15 protein-coding genes are annotated in these 21,030 nt (G+C 60.1%); 7 read left to right on the top strand and 8 right to left on the bottom strand.

Going from position 1 to position 21,030, the window contains the following annotated elements:
• Positions 1-21: 21 nt before the first annotated feature.
• Positions 22-3,099 (bottom strand): transglycosylase domain-containing protein, encoded by a 3,078-nt coding sequence (locus ACR2TX_RS20530; RefSeq protein ID WP_434130623.1) that lies wholly within the window; start codon positions 3,097-3,099, stop codon positions 22-24.
• A gap of 958 nt (positions 3,100-4,057) precedes the next feature.
• On the bottom strand, positions 4,058-5,482 hold the full coding sequence (locus tag ACR2TX_RS20535) for a UDP-N-acetylglucosamine-peptide N-acetylglucosaminyltransferase (protein WP_086133289.1): 1,425 nt from the start codon (positions 5,480-5,482) through the stop codon (positions 4,058-4,060).
• Between the two features lie 739 nt (positions 5,483-6,221).
• Here ACR2TX_RS20535 and ACR2TX_RS20540 point away from each other — a divergent pair.
• The 5 genes from ACR2TX_RS20540 (at position 6,222) to ACR2TX_RS20560 (ending at position 9,805) form a co-directional block, all read left to right on the top strand.
• A complete protein-coding gene (locus ACR2TX_RS20540) occupies positions 6,222-7,475 on the top strand; it encodes a DEAD/DEAH box helicase (protein ID WP_077731104.1) in 1,254 nt (417 codons plus the stop codon).
• Positions 7,476-7,510: 35 nt separating this feature from the next.
• Positions 7,511-7,816, top strand: a complete 306-nt coding sequence (locus tag ACR2TX_RS20545) for a hypothetical protein (protein WP_086133287.1) — start codon at positions 7,511-7,513, stop codon at positions 7,814-7,816.
• Between the two features lie 29 nt (positions 7,817-7,845).
• Positions 7,846-8,157, top strand: a complete 312-nt coding sequence (locus tag ACR2TX_RS20550) for an RNA recognition motif domain-containing protein (RefSeq protein ID WP_077731106.1) — start codon at positions 7,846-7,848, stop codon at positions 8,155-8,157.
• Positions 8,158-8,896: 739 nt separating this feature from the next.
• A complete protein-coding gene (locus ACR2TX_RS20555) occupies positions 8,897-9,223 on the top strand; it encodes a hypothetical protein (RefSeq protein ID WP_077731107.1) in 327 nt (108 codons plus the stop codon).
• 132 nt (positions 9,224-9,355) lie between these two features.
• Positions 9,356-9,805 carry a CBS domain-containing protein gene (locus tag ACR2TX_RS20560; RefSeq protein WP_077731108.1) on the top strand — a complete coding sequence of 150 codons (450 nt, stop codon included), beginning with the start codon at positions 9,356-9,358 and terminating at the stop codon, positions 9,803-9,805.
• A gap of 459 nt (positions 9,806-10,264) precedes the next feature.
• Here the strand turns inward: ACR2TX_RS20560 and ACR2TX_RS20565 are convergent, their stop codons facing one another.
• From ACR2TX_RS20565 to ACR2TX_RS20585, 5 genes are all read right to left on the bottom strand, one after another.
• Entirely contained in the window at positions 10,265-10,804 is a 540-nt protein-coding gene (locus ACR2TX_RS20565) for an IS630 family transposase (RefSeq protein ID WP_434130369.1), read from the bottom strand.
• Complete coding sequence (locus ACR2TX_RS20570) at positions 10,801-11,322, bottom strand: helix-turn-helix domain-containing protein (protein ID WP_156882070.1); 522 nt, start codon at positions 11,320-11,322, stop codon at positions 10,801-10,803. Before ACR2TX_RS20570 ends, ACR2TX_RS20565 begins: the two co-directional genes overlap by 4 nt.
• 157 nt (positions 11,323-11,479) lie before the next feature.
• A complete protein-coding gene (locus tag ACR2TX_RS20575) occupies positions 11,480-12,865 on the bottom strand; it encodes an MBL fold metallo-hydrolase (RefSeq protein WP_434130624.1) in 1,386 nt (461 codons plus the stop codon).
• 9 nt (positions 12,866-12,874) lie between these two features.
• A complete protein-coding gene (locus ACR2TX_RS20580) occupies positions 12,875-13,204 on the bottom strand; it encodes a hypothetical protein (protein ID WP_205780809.1) in 330 nt (109 codons plus the stop codon).
• Between the two features lie 242 nt (positions 13,205-13,446).
• Positions 13,447-16,143, bottom strand: a complete 2,697-nt coding sequence (locus ACR2TX_RS20585; RefSeq protein WP_347257814.1) for an AMP-binding protein — start codon at positions 16,141-16,143, stop codon at positions 13,447-13,449.
• Positions 16,144-16,421: 278 nt separating this feature from the next.
• Here ACR2TX_RS20585 and ACR2TX_RS20590 point away from each other — a divergent pair, with 278 nt between their 5' ends.
• Positions 16,422-17,486 carry an aromatic ring-hydroxylating oxygenase subunit alpha gene (locus tag ACR2TX_RS20590; protein WP_156879990.1) on the top strand — a complete coding sequence of 355 codons (1,065 nt, stop codon included), beginning with the start codon at positions 16,422-16,424 and terminating at the stop codon, positions 17,484-17,486.
• Positions 17,487-17,921: 435 nt separating this feature from the next.
• Here the strand turns inward: ACR2TX_RS20590 and ACR2TX_RS20595 are convergent, their stop codons facing one another.
• Positions 17,922-19,040, bottom strand: coding sequence for an alpha/beta fold hydrolase (locus tag ACR2TX_RS20595; RefSeq protein ID WP_434130626.1), 1,119 nt, complete (start codon positions 19,038-19,040; stop codon positions 17,922-17,924).
• A gap of 242 nt (positions 19,041-19,282) precedes the next feature.
• On the opposite strand from ACR2TX_RS20595, the gene ACR2TX_RS20600 reads away from it, so the two are divergent.
• Entirely contained in the window at positions 19,283-20,959 is a 1,677-nt protein-coding gene (locus ACR2TX_RS20600; RefSeq protein ID WP_434130627.1) for an autotransporter outer membrane beta-barrel domain-containing protein, read from the top strand.
• Positions 20,960-21,030 lie beyond the last annotated feature (71 nt).

A 21,030-nucleotide genomic window follows, 5' to 3' on the forward strand; every position in this document is an offset into this window, starting at 1 on the left:
CCAAAGCCTCGGGGAAACGGTCTATCGCTGTGTCATCGGCGCCGGCTCGAAGCCTTTGGCGGTGGCGGCAGTGACAGTGTGAGGACGAGACTCCGGCGGCTCGGAATAGGCACGCGCGATCAGCGGCGTCAGCGTTGGCTCGAGGGATTTGAGCACTTGCACCGGCAAGGCGCTCGTGAAGCGATAACGCGCGGCGGCGGGTCCGGTCACGTACGCAGTCACTGTTCCGAAGTGGCGATCACCCAGCATGAAGGCAAATGTCGCCGTACGACTGATGACCTGTGTTGCGATCAGCCGTCCGCCGGGTCCGAAAATCTCGCGTTGATGATCCCCCGTCCCGGTTTTGCCGGCCATGACGAGGGGCGTACCCGTGGGGCCCTTGTACACGCCTTTGACCCGTATCGCAGTGCCGCGCTCGACGACATCGATCAGGGCGCTGCGCGCAGCCGCCGCCACCTCCGGCGACAACACCCGTCGGCCTTGTGCCTGCGTCAGCTGCATGAGTGTCTCGTAAGGCGTATCCGCTGCGAAGTGGAAGGCGTCGAAGCGTACCATCGGGAGGCGCACGCCATCGTTCAACAGGATGCCCATCAATTCGGCGAGTGCGGCCGGACGGTCTCCCGAGGCGCCAATGGAGCTGGCATAGGAAGGCGTCAGAGCCCCGAACGGGTAACCGAGCCGTTTCCACGCCCGGTGGATTTGGGCAAAAGCCTCGTTCTCCAGCAAGGTGCGAATGCGCTTGTCTTGCGCGTAACGGCGGCTGGTCTTGAATAGCCAGCGATACACCTGTTGACGCTCCTGTGCGCTGGCGCCGACGACCTCGCCAAGGGTGGCGTTCGGATGCTCGACCAGATAGCTCACCAACCAAAGCTCAAGGGGATGGATACGCGCGATATACCCGCGATCCTGGAGGTCGAAGCGCTCCGTGGAGTATTTTTCGTAAAGGTCCGTGATGTCTTCGGCGGACAGGCCTTGGCCCACATGGTGCGCCTGCAAATAATCGCGAAAAGCGGCAACATCGCGATGCGGATAGACCGAGCGATATACGGTGGCCAGGCGTTTGGGAACGGGGTGCACACTTCCGGTTAGGATATTCAGGGCTTCCGGAGGGGTTTTATTCCGGTACTTGGCATAAAAGCGGCGCAGATACGCTTTCCCTTCCTGGTCCGCGAAGCGCTCCAGATACTGCCGCCGCTTTTCGCTGTCCTCCGCGTCCATCCAGTGTGCCACGCCATCGGGCTTATACAGGTGGTAGTAGACCACGTCGCGCATGAGCCGGATGAAGACCAAGTTCACCGATTCCTGCAGTGCCACGCGCAGGGACATAATCTTGGAATTATCGTCCTTATTGAAATTGGCGAAAGTGTGTAGCCCGCCGCCGGTAAAAAAAGCCTCTCCCGGGCTGGCCGAGTAGCGGCGCTCCAACGCCGCCTCGAGCATGGCTGATAGCCCGATCTTGCGGTTTGCAAGGAGCTGATCGACAACCCACCGCGACAGGTGATCGCGCGGGTGAATCTCGGCCCGGCGCAGGGTCTCGCTCGGCTGGCCGGCATACTGGTCATAAAGTTCTGCGATGATTTCCAGGTAATGCACCAGGGTCCGCAGCTTGGCGGTCGAACCGAGGTCCAGCCGGATGCCCTCGTTCACATCGAGCGGCTGCTCGTTGTTGTCGGCCTGCACCCGCAACAGGTTTCCTTGGCTGCTGCGCTCGTACAGAACGAAGCTGTAAACGATCTCGCCAAAATCACTGTCGGTGCTGAGGAGCCGAAAACCCAAAACCCCTGCGGCACGCGCCTGCTCGGGCTCGCGCAGTTTGCGCAAAGCCTGGGCTACCGCCTGCTGAATGTCGTAATCGATGGTCGAGCGGGCGGTCAGATCGAGCCGGTCAAGGTCGTAAATCCGGCTCACGCCCAACGCGGTGGCAAGCCGGGCGCGCAATACGCTTTCGGTCTTCCGATCGATGAGGGGTGCCGCGGGTGTCAGATTGGCCTGGACGCTCGTAGCGCCTGACACACTCAGCGCGGCATCGCGCAGCGCCGCCGGGATGACCCCCTGCGCGGCCAGCACGCGCAGATGGCTGTCGGCCAGGCTCTCCAGGTCGGCACGCCCTGCCAGGAGATAATACGCGGGGCGACGTTGCGCCAGCAGGAGGCACAACACCTGGCGATAGGCCAGCGCCTGTTCCGCGGTGATCCCCTCGCCGGTGGACAGATTCGCGGCGCTGAGTAACTGGTTCACCGCAGCAAAATCCGATCCGAACCAGGCCTGCAAACCATCGCCGAGTCCGTGCACTTCGCCGGAATCCGGTACGGCGGCGAGCGGCATGGAATTCAGGTAGGCCTGAACGATGCCGCGCCGTGCCTTCCGGGTGTCGGGGCCTAGGAGGTAAGCGCGCAGCGAGGCGCTGCTCATCTGCCGCAGCTTTTCCATGGGGTTGTCCGTGCGGCCGCCGGGGGAATGACGGTATTTCTCCATCTGCGTGGCGAGTGTGCTGCCGCCGGCCACGTTGATGTCGGCTCCGAGCTTGCGTGCGATCAGCTCCATGGTCGCCCGCGCGAAGCGGTCCCACTCGATCGCAGGATTGAGGTGCGGATAACGGTCATCGAGCAATTCCCGGTTCTCGATGAAGAGTAAGGTCTTGATCACCAATGGCGGTATGGCGTCGAAATCGGGATAAATTCGGGTGGGGTAGGTTTTACTGAACAGGACTTCGCTATCGCGATCGAAGATCGCGAGACCGGCCTGGATCTTCTCGAAATAGGTGGCATAAAAGCCCTTGTCCACCACACGCAGCAACTCCGGCGAAAACCGTGCCTGCGCGGTTATGGAGAAGCCGAGGTTCCGGAGAAGCTGCTGAAAGCTCGGAAGGGCCGTGTACCCGAGCCGTTCATCGTAGGGCCCGGCGCTCGGATAGCGGATGGCGGCACTACCTCCCGGCTCCACCTGGAAGCGCAGATGCTCGTCGATCGAAGAGAGATAGCGTGATTGGAAATCCGATGTCTTGATTTCCTGGAAGATGTAAATGGCAGTGAGCGCCAGCAATGCCCCGGCCGTGCTCCAAACGGTGATCCTGAACAGTGCGCCGCTGCGTTGGCTCATATAAGCTAAAGGTCCTCCCGCCCGCCAAGAATGTATTAATCAGGCCCGACTTTGACTCATGCGGCTAGTCGCCGCGCTAAGGAAACCCTGCCCCGGATTAACCAAAATAATAGACCCAAACAAGGCGCCGCGAATATCGGACATGCGCCGCGATTGCAAGACAAGTTTCCATTCGATGCCAATGGGGTCCGCGGTAGATTCTACGGGAGTGCGGCCTTTCACGTCCTGGGCTCAGGTTGGCCGACTCCAGCCAGTCTGCAACCCACCGGATACGGGCAATCTGCCGATTCAGCCGACCGTTCGCCTCCGTCTCGATAAACCGCCGGTTCTGCTACGCGGGATACGGGCGCGAGAAAGCTGCCCTTTCGACAATTGAGTGTTTGCGCATCATTGCCGATCCACGCAGGACATCGAACGGGATATCCTAAAAGGGTGTCGAATCGACGTGGCCTATGTACCGCCGCTTGAAGCGAAAATCGGAAAGCCTCGTGAATCAGCCCCTCGCAAAGTCTGCGATTGTCTCCGAGCTTATTTTGTCGCTTCAGAAAAAAATCCGAAAGCCGGAAAATCGACGTTATCGCGTACCCGGCGAAAAGCATTGAAGAGGGACAGCGGAGGCATCGGGCCTTGGTCATTTGCTTTAGTTTTCCTTAAGCGAAAGACCGACGCCCACCGACACAAAAGAACCGTAAGGCAAACGATAAAAGCCTGATCCGTTTCACGCCGCCCCGTTTCAGATGCCGAAACCTCCTAACACCCGGAATCCTTGCACTTCCGGCAACACTCGACGATGGTCCAGACACCGCTTGCGGACCGCCGACGCAAAAATAGGTAGTCGGATGACAAAACCATTTGCTTGCACAAAGGACATCGGTACTTGGAAGACTGAAGATAGGTTTTCTCTTGCTTTTTCATGAACATACTTCTTGAGAAATTTAAGTGGAATATTGCGTGAGCTTCACGCCCTTTCGCATTCCGACGGCGTCGTCTCTCCGTGAGGCCGGAATGACCAGCCATGCCAATCGGTTGTCTCCCCTATGAGCGCCGGCGTCTCGCCATCGCGATACCGCTGCCACATCGCTTCGAACAAGCCTTCCAGATGGCCCGTATAAGCCCGGATATCGAACAGCGGCGCGCTAAGCCGATTCGCGGCAAGTTTGTGTTTGATTCGGGATAGATGCTCCGGGCGGGTAGCCAGATCGAACGCCAGGTCGTAGTAACTTTCGAGATCGTCGGCGATCAGCTCGGGCAAACCGATCGCGTGCAAGAGACTCCCCGCCACCCGCGAAGGAAAGGTTTCGCCCGCGCAGGTCACCAGGGGTACGCCGGCCCACAGTGCGTCGCTGGCCGTCGTGTGCGCATTGTAGGGCAGCGTGTCCAGCACCAGGTCAGCGAGCCCCAGGCGGCCCAGGTGTTCGACCTGCGGCTTGTCATCCGCAAAAACGAGCCTATCCGGCGAGATCCCGCGTTGATAGGCTTCATTTCTGAGATTGCCTTCCGCCAGTGTGCTCTTAAGCAGCCAGAGCACGCTTCCGGGCACGTCGGCAAGCAGCCTGCACCAGATGTCGAAAACGTCCGGCGTTATTTTGTAAGCCTGGTTGAAACAGCAAAACACGAATCCCTGTTCTGCCAATCCGGCCTCGGCGCGCGTGGGCCGAACCCCTATCGGGCTTTGGCGGCCGTGAGGCTGATAGGTGTTGGGCAGGTACGCGAAGGCTTCGCTGTAGTCGTCCGCGCTGCCGGGCGGCGTCAGAAACGGATCGGTGATGATGTAGTCGCAGAATTCGCCGCCCAAGGTTCCGGGATACCCCAGGTAATTCACCTGGATGGGCGCCGGGCGGAAGGTAAGAATGGCGGTGCGGGTAGCCTGGGTATAGCCCTTGAGATCGATGAGAATGTCCACTTCGTCCTGATGAATCGCCTGGGCGGCCTCGGACGTGGACAAAGTCTGGATGTCGACGAATCGGTCGAAGCTTTTCTTGAGGCGCTCCCGCATGCCCTTGCCGTCGTCCGGGCCGTATGAATAGGCGAATACCTCGAAGCGCTCCCGGTCGTGGGATTCGAGCAACTCCACCAGCAGCAGCGACGTGGCATGCTCGTGAAAATCGCAGGACAGGTACCCCAAACGTATTTTCGGCCTCGCCGCCGAGCGGAACGTAAACGCCAGATCGGCCCGCTCCGCAGCGGACGCCTCGATGCGCGTCTTCATCCAGAGATCGGCACACGCGCGCTGCTCGCCCGCGCTCATGCCGGGCAGGGACAGCAAGTGAAACGGCGAAATCATCCCTGTCTCGCTTTTCGCGAGGATGGCTCGTATCTTTCCGCGCCATTCGTCGAGACGCTCCCACTCGCACATGCGTCGGCTCAAGTCGTAGAACTTCATGGGGTTTTCACTCTGGAACCGGCGCCGATACCCGCCGAAAGATACATCGGTCTTGCGCTGAGCTCCTTATTTAAGCGGACAGGGACCCTTGCGGCCATCGGTGCGTCTTGAAATCAAGCTCACACGCGGCTCCGTAGACGTTTTGATTTGGGAATCCCTCCGGCACTCCGGGCAGGAATAAGTTTGTGTGTCCTGAAGGGCCTTGGAGGAATATGAATAGGATATTCGCCACGTGATTTCCACACGGAACACGCAGCCGCAAAACCCGCAGGTTTGTTGGAAGTTGCTGGCCGTGAGAGAAGAATCGCAGGGTGTTGAACTCGTGGATAGCATCTCGACCTCTGAAGTTTGGTTCGCCATCAGCCTGCCCGAGGAGGCTTGCCCAAGGCATTCCGAATGATCCCTAGCATTCCTGTACGAATTGTCCTTGGTCTTGGAACAGTGCGCTTTCGGCGGAGAAATGTCCAGAAGACGGGCGAAATAAATTTAATTAGGTTATTCCGAAGAATGCGCGTATCCTGACGCTAGTTTGTCGCGGCTGAAGACCGGTCTTCGCCACGAGGATACGGAATTTCCCACTCAGTCCATGCCGCGAGGCACCTGTTAATCCCGCCTCCTCCTGCAAACCGCACGCGGTGCGTCCGTTTCGGACGACCCTGTGGTCACCTCAACCCAATCGCTCACGCTCAACCGGTGCCGTGCGTTTCACGCGGCAGGCCAGAGCCAGGAAAAAAAGATAATGGCTTTTACTTCTCTGGGGCTTTCCAAGGCCCTTTTGCGCGCCGTGGCCGAACAAGGCTATGCGGCCCCCACGCCTATTCAAGCCCAGGCGATTCCCGCCGTACTCGACGGCCGGGACTTGCTCGCCGCGGCCCAAACCGGAACCGGCAAGACTGCCGCCTTCACCCTGCCTTTGCTGCAGCGTTTGACGGAAAGCAGCGGAACCCATCATCGACCGGACCGCTCCCCTAGAGCGCTGGTTCTGGTGCCTACCCGCGAATTGGCCGCGCAGGTCAGCGAAAGCGTGCGCATCTATGGCCGATACACCGGGATCCGGACGGCGGTAATTTTCGGCGGCGTAGGGTTTCAGCCGCAGGTGGCCGCTCTGCGCCGGGGCGCCGATCTTCTGATCGCTACCCCCGGACGTCTGCTGGACCTCATAGCTCAGCAACACGCAAACCTCGCCGGAATCGAGTATCTCGTGCTGGACGAGGCCGACCGCATGCTCGACATGGGGTTCATCCATGACATCAGGCGTATCCTGGGATTACTGCCGAAAGTCCGCCAGAACCTCTTGTTTTCCGCAACTTTCTCCGATGACATCCGCACGCTTGCGGCGAGGCTCCTGCATCAGCCTCTGAGCATCGAGGTGGCACCGCGCAATGCGCCGGCCGAGATGGTCAGTCAGTCGATCTATCACGTGCCGAAGACGGGAAAGCAGGTATTGCTCGCTCATCTTCTCACCAGCGGGCGCTGGGGTCAGACCCTGGTCTTCACTCGAACCAAGCACGGCGCCAACAAGTTGGCGGAGCAGCTCGACCGGGATGGCTTTCGCGTCGCGGTGATTCACGGCAACAAGAGCCAGTCCGCGAGGACCCAGGCTCTGGCCGATTTCAAGGCGGACCGCGTGCAGATTCTGGTGGCCACCGACATCGCCGCCCGCGGCCTGGACATTCAGCAGCTTCCCCATGTGGTCAACTACGAACTCCCGCACGTTCCCGAGGATTACGTGCACCGCATTGGCCGCACCGGCCGTGCGGGCGCGGACGGCGCCGCGGTTTCGCTCGTATGCAGGGATGAGGCTCCGCAGTTGCGGGACATCGAGCGCCTGCTCGGTCGGCGATTGCCCGCCCACCCGGTGCCGGAAGAAATCCTGTCGACCATGACGACAGAGCCGGCGGTTCCGCGCACGCCGCCGAAGCCCATGCCGCGTCCAAATGCCCGCGCGAATACGCGCCATCGCACTGCAAACCCGCCTCGCCGCGCACTTTGATACCTCGCTGAGCGCTACCGAGAGGAGACCGATTAATGCAGGGAATCTATGCCGGCGATTCGCCGTCCGACTTCACCGAAAACGAATTCACCGGTTTGTTCGGCCAGCACCGCCGAGTGCGGGCTATGGAACTGGCAAGGCTCACTTCCGGCGGCCGCTGCCCCGGTTTCGGCCTCGTTGAAATCAAGGGCCGCGAGGCCCGCGCCGCGATCAGTGTCCTGAAAAGGTACGCCCAGCGCGGCAACTGTCTTCGTATCAGCGAAGAGCGTCCCCGTGGGCGAAGCGGCGGCAAAAGGCGTCGTTTAACGGCTGATCGACCGTATCGGCAGCCATCCTTTTGATTTTTTATTTTTCCTTTTAGGAGTTTTTTATGAGCAAGAAATTGTACGTCGGCAATCTGAGCTACACCGTGAGCAGCCGCGATCTCGAAGAGATGTTCGCCACGCACGGCGCGGTGGACTCCGCGAATGTCATCATGGACCGCGACACCGGCCGCTCCAAAGGCTTCGGATTCGTTGAAATGAGCAACGACCAAGAGGCTCAGGCCGCCATTTCCGCCCTGAACGGCAAAGATGTCGACGGGCGCAGTCTGACCGTCAACGAAGCGCGTCCGCGAGAGGAAAGATCCGGCGGCGGCTTTGGCGGTGGTCGCGGTGGTTTCGGGGGTGGACGCCGGTACTAAAAACCGCTTCGGCCTGGAAGCCGGCCGTTATCCCGGCCGACAAAGATCAACGCATAAAAAAGGCCGATCTGCGCCATCGCGCCGCCGGCCTTTTTTGCCATCGAAATATAAAAACCTTAACCCTTCGCTTTTCCGCTAGCCGGGTCAGTTGCCAGTGGTAACATGAATTAGCGGGATGTCGGCCTATCCCTTCCTGGGGGGCGACGCGACATCCCTATTTCTGTGCTCGAATGCCGCTTCCCTACCGCCCTTTCGAGTGCGATTTATTTAAGCGCCGAGCTTCGGCCGAAAAAAATACGTGCGAGCTCTTACGTAGATCTCCTCTAATGGCGGCGGTCAAACGGAGATTTCGTGACTGATGTCAAATTCATTTCAAATTGAAAGTGTTACTGTTGGTTCACGCCTAGATCGACAGTGACGGTTGACCATCCGGTGCAGCCCCCATGGCGCGGTCGCTATCCCGAATATGCCGGCGTGGAAACCTTCCTCACACAAGTGTTCTTCGGCGGAAAGTCGGAGCCCCGCAGAGGTTAAGGAAGCTCTGATTAAGTCCTTCGACAGGCCTGTCCTGAGCCAAGTCGAAGGGCATGAACGGAATCCACTTGTTCAGAGCTTCCTTAACTTTTCCTAGCCCCTCCGACCAGAGTGGGTCTCCTTCTAGCCGAAATTCCGAATATCGACGGCACCTAGAGACTAGGTGCCAGTTTTTTACATGAGATCTTGAAATCAGAGGGAAACGATGGCGACTAGAAAATATCGCCTGTGCCACCATCCGGAATTGATTCAACGCTTATTGGATGCAGCCGACATGATCTATCTCGATCCCCAGGGAAACCGCGCCAGACTTAACCGTCTCCTAGGTCTCGTCGAAAGATTGCAGGGTAGAAATCCGCTGATCACGCCCCCTCGTCATTATCATTTCGGCTCCGCTTCCCGTTCCAGGTCTGCTCCGTTCAACCCACCGATGAATGCCGAATGCTCGAACGGCGCCGAACCGTCCTCGCCCGAGCAATTGGAAGAGGCCGTCGGGCGCCGGAGACGCGCCTCAAAACCCTTTCACTCGTGAGGGGCCGATCGTTCCCAAACTGCCGACGCGCGCCGAACCTTCGTCGGCTCGCCCTGTCCCACTGTTACGGACCGCAAGCAGGCGGTTCTTGATCGTCAGCATGATGAAAATCCGAGAACGGAGGGAAACCCCATGGAAGTAAGAGAAATCATGACCCCCAACCCGGTCTGCTGTACCCCGGACACCCATTTGGAAGCTATCGCACGACTGATGGTACGGCACGACTGCGGCGAGATACCGGTCGTCGAGAACGAGGAATCGATGCGGCTGGTCGGCGTCGTCACCGATCGCGATATCGTCTGCCGCAGCTTGGCTCAGGGCAAGAATCCAATGGACATGACCGCACGGGAATGCATGTCCACCCCGTGCGTCACGGTTACACCCGAAACTTCGCTGGAAGACTGCTGCAAGGTGATGGAAGAACATCGAATCCGGCGTGTGCCGGTAGCCGATCGAAGCGGGCGCTGCTGCGGAATGGTTTCCCAGGCGGATATCGCCCGGCGTGCCCCGACCCAGCAGACGGCGGAAGTGCTCAAGGAAGTCTCTCAGCCAAAATCTACCGCGGAACCTGCCATGGCTTAGGGCTTGCCGCCAGGCAGCAAGCCCTGATGGCAATGGATCAATTCATTCTCCAGCATACCCCGGAAGCGTTAAATGGGACGGCATCATCTCCGCCGTTCGCTTTTCGGCTTATGGCGAAGTGAAAACCAAACTGCTCCAGCACCATTCGATTGGCGTTGACGCATACGGGTATATACCTTCACAAACGTTGCGGACGGGATGATTATCCCGTCCCGACGAGTGAGTATGTGGAAATCCATAGCGCAAGAATCGGATGTTATCGAATCGCATGGCGGTTTGAATTAGAACCTTCAAGGTGCAGTAGGTCGGCAATCCTTTCCCAATCGCAAACGGTCGCTTTTTGTCGCGACCCTTCCGAGAACGCCCCTCACCGATCCCGTGTGTCGGCAAAGGATTGCCGACCTACGAATTTTCTCAATCGTCACCCCTAAACCGCGGTGAAAAACGCTCTAAGTACATTCATGAAACTTTTGCGGCATAGGAACCGATAATCGAGAGCACCTGCTGTGGAGAGCGGTTGTGACGGTCGAAGAACTCGCGGGCGGCTTGGAGCAAGGCGGCTACCGTCTCGAAGAGTTCGCAATGGGTCACTTCGCGGCGGAAATGGCGCCACAGCATCTCGATCGGGTTGAGCCAAGGGCTATAGGTCGGCAAGTACAGCAGGACCAGTCGCCCGGCGGCTCCGCGCACGACCGCTTCGATCTCGTCGTCTTGATGCGTGTCGGCATTGTCCCACGCGACGTAAATCGTCCCCGTGGGATGCTGGTCCACTATGGCTTGCAGCAGTTCGGCCACCTCCCGACGGCGCTTGTGTCGTTTGAATAAGACCACGGTTTCACCGGTATGGTAATTCACCGCTCCCAACCCATAGCGCTTCTTAGGCTGACCTGGGGTCGGAATCATAATTTGCTGGCCTACCGGGCTCCACAACGCCGTCAAGGTAGGCAGCCAACTGAGGTTAAACTCGTCGGCGTAGTAAAACACATCGCCCGGTTTCAAGTGATCACGGGTGTCTTCGACCGCTTTTTTTTCACCGCATAGTCTGGATCAGGGCTGCTGATCTTATGCTGCGGACGACTGAGCACAATCCCTTCGCGCTTCAAGGTTTGGCGCAGGGTTTCCAGAGCGATGCGAATCCCGGTTTGCTCGGCCAGGTAATCCACCAGCCGTTGCAGGGTCCATATGGAAAACGGCAGGTCCAAACTGCGCGGACGGCGCCGTACCGCCGCCACCAGGGCGGCCCGATACGCCGCCGTCACTTTGGCTTGCCGTCCCGCTCGCGGCGCATCTTTCAGCCCGTCCACGCCTTCGCTCTGATACCGTTTCAGCCACCGCACCACGGTGTCCTCGCTCTCCCGCACGATCCCCGCGATCTCCAGCGCTTTGAGACCCCGCTCGGCCGAGAGCAAGACCATCTGGGCACGAGTTCGGAGTCGTGGGTCCTTGGTCTTTCGATACAGGGTGTCTAACTCACTCTGTTGCGCTTTGCCCAACGGGGGGATCAGGATGGCTTTCATGCCTCCAGTGTACGCCCTTTCCGCAGAACTTTATGGGATGTACTTAGCTCGAGATAACGGATTTGTTCCTGTCCTAAAGATAAGCAATGCAACGACCTTTGCCGCCGCGGGTTATCGCCGGAACTGTTGCCGCCTAGCCGGTTTCCGAAAAGAATACTCATTCCAGCCGATAACCCGCCGCCTTCCACGCCTTCATGCTTCCCGGAATGTTGTATACCTCCTTGAATCCGCCGCGTTTCAGCAGACTCGCCGCGATGCTCGACCGATAACCGCTCCCGCAATAAGTGACGATCGGTTTGGTGCGATCGAAGGAGTGGAGATGGTCCGGCAAAAAAGGCGCATAGAGATGCAGAGCGCCCGGAATACGGCCCTGGTTCCACTCGGCAGGGCTTCGCACATCCAGGACCTGGAGATCGCTCCTGCCGCTGTCTATCCGTCCTTTCAACTGGTGTACGCTCATTTCCGGCATACGATCGAAAGGCAAGCCCGCTTCGAACCAGCCGCGCATGCCTTTGCCCAGATAGCCATCGATTTTCTCGAATCCGATGCGCAGCAGGTGACGCTGAACCGTTTCGAGATCGTCCTCTTCCGCCAGAACCAACAAAATCCGCTGGTTAGGCCTAAGCGTCCAGCCGGCCCACGTCGGAAACTCCTCGCGCAAGGCGATGTTCAATGCACCCTGGATATGCCCCCCGCCGAAGGCTTCGATTTCGCGGGTATCGAGGACCACCGTGTCGGGCTTGCCCATCTCGATTTGGAACACGTGCGGCTCGAGCATCGGAATCGGCGGCACGCAGGCCAGCACCCGAGGCCCGTGGGTATTCACGTCCTTGAGATGAGCGTAATAGAACGGCGCAGGTTGCAGCGAGCCGAGCTGGTTCTTCACGAACTCGTCCTCGTTATCGGCTAGAAGCTTGGGATTATGCCGCCGCTCGTAACCCAGCGTGCTGATCAGCCGGTCGCCGATATTGCCGCCGCACGGCGATCCTTTGCCGTGTGCCGGGTAGATCGTCAACTCGTCGCCCAGCGGGAGGAGCTTATCGAAGAGCGAGTGATAGAGTCGGCGGGTCATTCCGTCGGCCTCTTCCTTCCCGAGCAGATCGGTACGGCCGATATCCCCGCAGAACAGCGTATCGCCGGTAAAGACTCCCCAGGGCGCCTCGGCGCCCTTGCCGCCGCTTACTCGGTAACACACATGTTCGGGCGTATACCCCGGCGTGTGAAGCGCCTGCAATGAGAGATTTCCTATCCGTATCGTGTCGCCGTCCTTGACGGCTTCGTGGTCAAAGGTGCGTTCGTTCGATTCGCCTGCGTAAATCGTCGCGCCGGTCTGCGCCGCGAGCTCCCGGCTGCCCGATACGAAATCTTCGTGGACATGGGTTTCCAGGATATGGCTGATACGAACGTCGCGGTCCTTGGCGATTTCCAAATAGATTTGAATGTCCCGACGCGGGTCGACGACGGCGCAAACGCCGGCGCTCTCGTCGCCCAGCATATAGGACAAATGGGAAAGCCCTTCCGACTTGATCGTTTCCAGAAACATGATTGCCTCCTAATCGGCGTGAGCCTGTTCTTCCGATGGCGAGACGGCCGGCCATTCCTCGTCCAAATACGTATCGCGGACGGTTCCGAGCCGGGTATTGCCGTGTACCGCCGCGCCGTCCGAATCGACAACTTCCACCTGAAAGCCCGGATAGGTCTGGCGGAAACGCGTCGCCTTCCATTTCTCCACGCTCAGGTCGTTCTTCGCCGGCGATTCGAAGGGATACGGCGGCAGGCCCATGCGGTCGCCGCGCACGTCCCGCCCGTCCAGGTGGAGAATACGCACCGCGAATCCCTCGACATCCCAGATCTGCTTCTCCACGTTCATGACCTTGGCCATAAGCCTTTCTCCACTGCCCTATGCCGAGCCGAGTAGGTCGGGAATCCTTTGTCGACGTCAGCCGGTGGATAATCGGCTTCGTCGGCAAGGGATTGCCGAACTACGATCTCCTATCCCGAGCCGCAACATCCCGGCCCATTCAACCGGCGCTTCCATCAGTGCCTAGCTCATAGGATGTGCTGAACGAAGTGAAGCGCATCATTCGCGACTCCCCTATCCCGAGCCACGACACATCGTCCCGTTCAACCGGCGCTTGCGTCCGAATCCAGCCGCGCGACGCGGTCATGCAGCGCTGCGGCGATGCGCTGCTCCGGACGCTCGCCCCGGCCCTCCCGCTCCAGTTCGTCCGCCGTCGCCGGCGGACCGAAGCGCACCTCGATCGGCCGGAAACGTGGCACCCAGCTCCCCACCGGCAGCGCCATGTAACTTCCGCCGATCCAGACCGGGACGGCCGGCACGCGCGCCGCCCGGAGCAGCAGACCGATCCCGGTCTCGAACGGCCGGAGCTTTCCGCTTTCGGAACGGCCGCTCTCGGCGAACCACACCAGATTGTTGCCCCGCTTGAGCGCCAATACGGCCAGGGCGAGACTGGCTAAAGGACCCCGCCGGGGATCGACAGGCAGCGTGCCGGTCGAACGGCTGGCCTGCCGCATCAACGCGTTCCGAAACATGACCCCGGTATAACCCGCCCAACAGGTTCTCGGGAGTTGTTCACGGGGCAGGACCGCGGCAATGGCCATGGGGTCGAGATAGCTGACATGGTTCGGCGCCAGAATGAACGGCCCATTCTTCGGCAGGTGCTCCTGTCCTTCGGCCTTGACGTCGAACGCCCGTTCCATCAGCCAGCGGTCGAAGCCGAACAAAAGAACGCCCAGAGCGCTCGACCAGGTTCCCGGCGGCTCGACCCAGGCGCGTTGGTCCGCGCCCACCAAGGCTTCCGGCTGAGACAGCCGGGCCAACGGGTCCTTGACTTCGCCCGCCAGGCCGCCGCCCGCTTCGGCGCCTTCCCGCAACAGATCGCGGACGGTTTGCACGCGGCTGATGGTTTCCTCGTCGAGATCGACCCCGGTGGCCGCGCCCATTTCGAGGGTCAGCGTCAGCCATTCGAGCGAATCCACGCCCAGATCGAGCTGGAGATTCGTATCCGGCATCAGCCGCACGTCGGGAAAGCGCTCGGCCAGCCATTGCCAGATTTGGCGGGCGTTCGGTGCCTCCAGCAATTGCTGGTCTTCGGGCGCCATCCGTTCGAAGGGCAAGGGACCCGTTTCCCCGGCCGCCGCCTTTCCCTTCTGTTTGGCCTTCTCGTAAATTTCGTCGAGCTCATGCCGCCTAAGCTTGCCGAGGTGCGTCCGGGGCAGCGGGTCCGGCGTGATGACGTAATCGCCGATTCGATTGTGCGAGGGCAATCGACCGGACTGCGCCTCGACGTCCTTGCGGATCAGCGCTTCGAGGTCCCCGCCCTCGCGGGTCGCGGCCGGTGCCGGCACGATCAGGGCCACCAGCCGGCCCTTTTTCTCCAGCACGGCGACTTCCTTGATGTGCGGGCCCTGGCCCAGAATCTCCTCGACGTACTCGGGACGGATGTTTTCGCCGCCGGGCAGCACGATCATTTCCGAAGCCCGCCCGACGAGGCGCAGGTATCCGCCGTCCAAATAGCCGAGATCGCCGGTACGGAAAAAACCGTCGGGGGTGAACGCCTCCCGTGTCTTGTCGGGCAGATTTCGGTAGCCCGAGAAGACGTTGGTGCCTCTGGCCAGCACCTCGCCGTGTTCGGCCGGAGGCTCGGGTTCCGCGATGCGGATTTCGACGCCGGGCAGCGGCGTCCCGGCGGTATCGAGACGGCTCCGGCCGGGCACGTTGAACGTCAGCACCGGCGAGGTTTCGGTCAGGCCGTAACCCGTTGCCATGTCAAAACCCAGGCCGACCAGCTTGAACGCCAGGTCCGGCGCGAGCATCGCGCCGCCGCACAGCATCATGCGCAGATCCGGGGCGAACTGACGGTGCAGCGAAAGGAATAACCCGCGGCCGATGGTAAGGTCCGAATGCCGGCGCAGCGCGCTCGCGAGATCCAGGCCGAGATGAAACAGCTTGTCCGCCAAAATTCCGTGCTGCCGGACTTGGGTTTCGATCGCTCCGAACAGCGCCTCGTACATGCGCGGAACCCCGACCAGGAATGTGGCCTTCCCTTCCCTGAGCGCCCGCAACAGTTCGGGCCCGGTCAGCGACAGCGGAAAGATGAAGGGAACTCCTGCGGCAAGCGGCGTCAGCAAGCCTATGGTGAAGGGATAGACGTGATGCAGAGGCAGCGGCAGCAGAAAGCGTTCCTGTTCTCCGACCACGTGAAGATCGAGTATGGCCTGGAGATTGCTTGCGAGGTTCCGATGGCTGAGCGGCACCCCTTTCGGTGGACCGGTCGTCCCGGAGGTGTAGAAAAGCACGGCGATGTCCTCCGGTGCGGCCGGAGTACCCGGCTTTTCCGCATCGGAGCAATGGCGCCGCCAATCGAACTCGTCACCCCGTTCCGCATCCAGCAGGATCGGACGGAGATCGCGTTTGAGACCTAAGCGATCGAGGCGCTGGAGCTGACGGCGCGTGGTGAACAACCAGCCGACCCCGCTGTCGGCCAGCACGTGCCGGAGGTCCTCGTCGCCCATCTGGGCATCGATCAGAACCGGCACGATCCCCGCCGCGATCGAGCCGAGACAGGCCACCACCCATTCCGGACTATTGGGCGCAAAAAGGCCCACGGCATCGCCCGGCCGCAATCCCGATTCGACTAGCCCGGCCCCCAAGCGCTGCACGGAGCGGGCGAGCTTCCCGTAAGACCAGGTTTCGGTGCGCTTTTTCAGAAACGCCACAATCGCCGGCTTGCCGCCCTGCCCTTCGAGCGCCCGGATCAATTGCTGCAAGGTGTCTATCGCCACGGCTCCGTCCCTCATCGGGCAAACTGCCCGGTAATCCTTAGAAAAACCAGGCCGCGGGTACGTTCCCGTTGCCGTGATTCGAGAAACCTCGGAAAATCGTGCCGGTAGCGACCGTCGACATCTCGGCGCCGGCATGTCCCGACTCTGTTACGCTCGTCTCGAACGTTTCGTGCCGTCATGGAAAGTGGCCCCGCCGAATGCCCGAACGAAGCGGCCGTAAAACAGTCCTAAAGTTGGGGCTTTTTACAGCCAGCGATCGCTCCAGTTCATCCTGAAAGGAATCACGGTGCACGATGAGCCAGCTCAGAAATTCCCAAACCATACCGGATCTGCGCAAGATGAGAATCAATCCCGACTATTGGTATCCGCTCGCCTGGGCGCATCAAGTCGGAAAAGCCAAGGTTCTCGGAGCCGTATTCGCCGGCCGGCCTATCGCCATCGCCCGGACCCAATCGGGCAAGATATTCGCCTTGGAAGACCGCTGCGCCCATCGCCAGTTTCCGCTTAGCCTGGGGGTTGTCTGCGGCGACCATCTTCAATGCGGATACCACGCCTGGCGATATGACCAACACGGGCGGATCTCGGCGATTCCTTACGCCGGACCCGATACCGTACCGCCGCCCGGCGTTCGCTCCTATCCCTGCCGAGAGGCCTATGGAGCGATCTTCGTGTTTCCGGGCCATCCGGATTTGGCGGACCAGGTTCCGCTGCCCGAGATTGCGCTTCGCGATTCCCCCGATTACAAGCCCATGTGCTTTTCCCGGCAGGTCGATTGTCATTATTCGTTCATGCACGAGAACCTGATGGATATGAATCATCAATTCCTGCATCGGCGGTTGATGGGCAAGATCAGACCGGAGCTGCTCGGCACAGCCAGGGGCGACGGATGGGTCGAAGCGAGGTATCACTTCCATCATCTGGGCGGGCGCCGGCATTCAGGGTCCGATCTTCTCTCGTTCGGCGGCGACCACGCGGAAAAGGAATACGACGTCATGACCATCCGGACCGAGTATCCCTACCAAACCCTAACGATCGCGGGGCGCGACTCCGAATTTCCGAGCGTCGGTTTGTGGTGCGTCTACGTGCCGAAAGACCCGGACCAAAAAACCAATCAAAGCTTCGGCATTCTGATGATCCGGAAACCCCGGATTCCCGGCTTGATTCATGTGCTATGGCCGCTCCTCCGCCATTTTGCGGAAGCGGTGTTCGCCGAGGACCGCATGGCGGTGGAAGCGGAACAGCGGGCTTATGACGAACTGGGGAGAGATCGAAACCAGGAAGTCTATCCCGTCACGCTCGCCGTTCGGGAGTTGCTGATATCCAGGGGAATCGCCCCGAAACCGGATGAATGCGGTTGAGAGGCTGAACCATCGGCGCAGTATCGAATCAAAGCTCGGGCAAAGGCTCGCGGTAGGGTGTTCCCCGGATTTTCGCCCTGATTCCTGCAATCCGCGGTCTTGGCGGAAACCGACATGAGAAGAGGAAACTGGATCCGGACATCCTTGTCCGTTGCGATCACCGTCCCGTGAACGCAGAAGCCGTGCCTTGGCGATCCAGTTATAGCCTTGTCCGTCGACTATTGGGATGCTTTTCCCGGCGAGTTCCGCTGTCCCTTCGCAGCATCCCACAGTCCCAACCGAAACCTTCTTGTTTCGGGCTCACATGCACCGTCTGCATGGAAGTGAAGTTTATTAAACCCGACTCTGACGCTTTCCGATATACGCCCGACTCCGTAGGTAATTGTTCGTAAAGGGATAACCAGGCAGCAACATTCGGTTCGCTTCCGAACGGGATCAGCGCGCGCGGGCATGAACCCAACGCATGATTTCCGGCCACAGGCTGCGGTGGGCCTCCTGCCCTACCAGCATGCCGACGTGCTGGAGCGAAACGCCGACATCCCCGCCATACCAGAGCACCGTGGTATCCCGGCTCCGCACCGCGCGATGGAAAGGCAACACCGCTTGAGGCGGGACGATACGGCAGTTCGGGTCCACGGCGCTGAGAACCGGAGCCTCGACGAGCCGCGGGGCTACTTTATGGCCGTTGATCGAAAGATTCCCCCGCATGAAACGGTCCTCGCGATACAGCCACTCGACGATTTCCTCGAATAGCGCCGGCGCCATGGACATTTCGTCGCATGCCCAACGCTCCACGGCCAGATAGGTTCGCTGAGCCTGCGGGTCGCCGAGGCTTCGAAACCCGTTCAATAAGCGGCGCCAACCGAAGGTCAAAGGATCCGCGAGGAACGAGCACCCGCTAAGCAGCGAACCGGCCACAGGGGCTACGACCGCGGTCAAGTATTGCGCCGGCGGAGCCGTGGCGATCCAGCGGTCGATCAGTCCCACATCCCGCCCGAAATGCAGCGGAGCGCCCAAAAGAATCAATCCTTTGACGCACTCCGGATGCAAGGCCGCAAAAAAAGTGGCCAAGGTTCCCCCCAACGAATGCCCGGCCAGGAAAACCGGCCCGTTTCCTCGTTCTTTTCCGATGGCCCTGACACTGTCGAGAATCAGACGGTCGGCATAGTCGGCCAGACCGAAGGATTGGCCGATACGGCCGGGACGTTCCCAGCACACCAGATAAACCGACAGGCCGCTCTCCAGTCCGCGCCGGACCACGCTGGCCCAGGGCACCAGGTCCCAAATGTAGGCGCGCTTGATCGGTGCCGGAACGATCAGCAGGACCGGCCCGGCCTCGGGCTCGGGCTCGGGTTCGGGACCATAGCGTCTGAGCGTGAGACCGGGCGCGGACATCACTGTCCGGAACGGCGTCTCCTCCCGCCCGAAGCCGGTCAGATCGAACCACAGGCCGAGATCGCGGCGGAACCGATCGATCGGTTCGAATAACCACGTGTCCAGATTCGGATAGAACCCCTGACGGGTCGCAAAATCATCCGTCACATCATCGTCCATGGACAACAACCTAAAGAATCGCCCCTTCCCGATATCGACCCGGACACTTCACGAAAACTCCCCGAGATCGGCCGAAATCGTCGGCAGACCCGAAACGAAGTTTTGTGCTTAAATTTGCGGCTGACTCAAGATCCAAATGGGGGGCTCATGGTTCGCTCAACACCGGCCACGGGCGCATAGGAATCTCATCCGTTCATGGAGGGCTTATCGAACAATTAAACCAATAAGAGGAGCACAAGCTCGTGAGCATTGCCAACGTCCCAATCCGTCCGCCGTTACGGGTTCTTAATGACTTTTGCCGCCCCGGCTATAGCGGCCGGATTCTGTCCATATCGAGATTTCCCGGCGGCCGGATCGCGCTGATGTGCTCCGCGCTCACCTTGGTCGCCGGCAATGTCTCGCAAGCGGAGACCTTAGAGACGACTTCGTTCGTGCCGGCAACGCCCGAGGAACAGTTCGGTTACGATTTCGCCAGCTATGTGCCCGTTATGCGGCCGGTGGAAGGCACGGCGGACGTCTTCTCTCCCGCCGGCCTGAACCAGTTGCACATGTGGTCGGTAGACGTCGAGGCGTTCCAGTCGTTCGCCGAGAGCGCGGGAATCGCCCCGGAAGTGGGCCTGTCGCCCATGCAGTTCATCCGTCCGGATGGCTCCATCGTTTCCTTCGAGAGCGCTCAATCGATGAGCGACTACATCAACACCTACGATGCCCTCGCAGCGAATTCGGGAAACGTCCCGAGCAATGGCGCGCTGTACCGGTTTTCCTCGTTTGATGCCATACGCTCGCAGATCACCGGGAACAGCGTGAGCTACAACGGCGCGGTGGATTCGCTGTTCTGCGGCAGCACCGGACTGGGCGGCAGCTACGATTCGGCCCTGGCGATTTATCACTGTCTGTTCGGCGCGGCGCAAGGCGCCCTGCCCGCCGCGCAGCAGATCAATCAGCTGAATTTCGTGGATTTTCAGTTCAACCGTCCGACGTCCGAAATGGCCCGCAGCCTCAACCTGATGCGCGGAATGCGCATGGCGCAACAAAAAGCCGATGAAGAGATTCAGGGCACGAACGGCGGGGCGAGCGGCGACCAGTATCTGATGCTGGGCAACCTCGGACTGTTCTTTTCCGCCGGCGGAAGCTTCGGCGACGTCAACACGCGCCAATCCTTGCCCGGCTATGCCATCAATCGACGCACGGTAACCGTCGGTCCCGATTACCAGGTGACCGATTGGCTACGGACGGGCCTGCTGTTCAACTATGTCAGCACCAGTTCGGACTTGGTTCAGGGGCTAGGCACTTTTAGGGCCGATAGCTTCCGGTTTACGCCATTCCTGACCTTCGTCCCCTTCGAGAACGCCTATGTCGACTTGACCATCGGCTATGCCCTTCACGACAACCGGTCGGAACGCCGGTCGTTCGGCGTGAACTACGAGGCCAACTACACCGGCGACGAGTACAGCGCCGCATTGGGGGCGGGATATAACTTCAATTGGGGCGGCTTGAACGTCATCCCGTACGTCCAGGCGGCGGGGATTTCGACCGAAATCAACCGGTTCCGCGAACGAAGCGACAGCGGCGTCGGAATCACCATGGGGAAGCAATATCGGGATTCGGTAACCACCACCGTGGGAACCGAGCTCAACTACGTCTGGAGCACCCCGTATGGCGTGGTTCTGCCCCGCGTTTTCGGAGAGTGGGTCCACGAATACCGCAACAGCAGCCAGGCTATCACGAACACCCTCGGGCTCGGCGGGTTCGCGACGTCATTCGTGACGCCCGATCCCATACGCAATTGGGCCAACGTGGGCTTTGGCGCACAGTTTGTGATGCCCAACTCGGTTTCGGCATTCGTGAACTACACCAGCCTGATCATCAGCGGCGCCACCAACCATACCCTGGAAGGCGGCGTAAGATGGGACTTTTGATGGTATAAGTAAATTCACGGCGTTCTCCGCGATACGGAGTAGATGCTGCGGCCTCGAATCTAAAATCTAAA

Origin of the sequence: Methylocaldum sp. GT1BB (assembly GCF_051027545.1) — a bacterium.
In the GTDB taxonomy this organism is placed as follows: domain Bacteria; phylum Pseudomonadota; class Gammaproteobacteria; order Methylococcales; family Methylococcaceae; genus Methylocaldum.

Bases quoted from the DNA above. Each gene is read 5' to 3' on its own strand.
- ACR2TX_RS20550 (WP_077731106.1), top strand. From the start codon at position 7,846: ATGAGCAAGAAATTGTACGTCGGCAATCTGAGCTACACCGTGAGCAGC.
- ACR2TX_RS20540 (WP_077731104.1), top strand. From the start codon at position 6,222: ATGGCTTTTACTTCTCTGGGGCTTTCCAAGGCCCTTTTGCGCGCCGTG.
- ACR2TX_RS20555 (WP_077731107.1), top strand. From the start codon at position 8,897: ATGGCGACTAGAAAATATCGCCTGTGCCACCATCCGGAATTGATTCAA.
- ACR2TX_RS20545 (WP_086133287.1), top strand. From the start codon at position 7,511: ATGCAGGGAATCTATGCCGGCGATTCGCCGTCCGACTTCACCGAAAAC.
- ACR2TX_RS20590 (WP_156879990.1), top strand. From the start codon at position 16,422: ATGAGCCAGCTCAGAAATTCCCAAACCATACCGGATCTGCGCAAGATG.
- ACR2TX_RS20530 (WP_434130623.1), bottom strand. From the start codon at position 3,099: ATGAGCCAACGCAGCGGCGCACTGTTCAGGATCACCGTTTGGAGCACG.
- ACR2TX_RS20585 (WP_347257814.1), bottom strand. From the start codon at position 16,143: ATGAGGGACGGAGCCGTGGCGATAGACACCTTGCAGCAATTGATCCGG.
- ACR2TX_RS20535 (WP_086133289.1), bottom strand. From the start codon at position 5,482: ATGAAGTTCTACGACTTGAGCCGACGCATGTGCGAGTGGGAGCGTCTC.
- ACR2TX_RS20595 (WP_434130626.1), bottom strand. From the start codon at position 19,040: ATGGACGATGATGTGACGGATGATTTTGCGACCCGTCAGGGGTTCTAT.
- ACR2TX_RS20570 (WP_156882070.1), bottom strand. From the start codon at position 11,322: ATGAAAGCCATCCTGATCCCCCCGTTGGGCAAAGCGCAACAGAGTGAG.
- ACR2TX_RS20580 (WP_205780809.1), bottom strand. From the start codon at position 13,204: ATGGCCAAGGTCATGAACGTGGAGAAGCAGATCTGGGATGTCGAGGGA.
- ACR2TX_RS20575 (WP_434130624.1), bottom strand. From the start codon at position 12,865: ATGTTTCTGGAAACGATCAAGTCGGAAGGGCTTTCCCATTTGTCCTAT.
- ACR2TX_RS20560 (WP_077731108.1), top strand. From the start codon at position 9,356: ATGGAAGTAAGAGAAATCATGACCCCCAACCCGGTCTGCTGTACCCCG.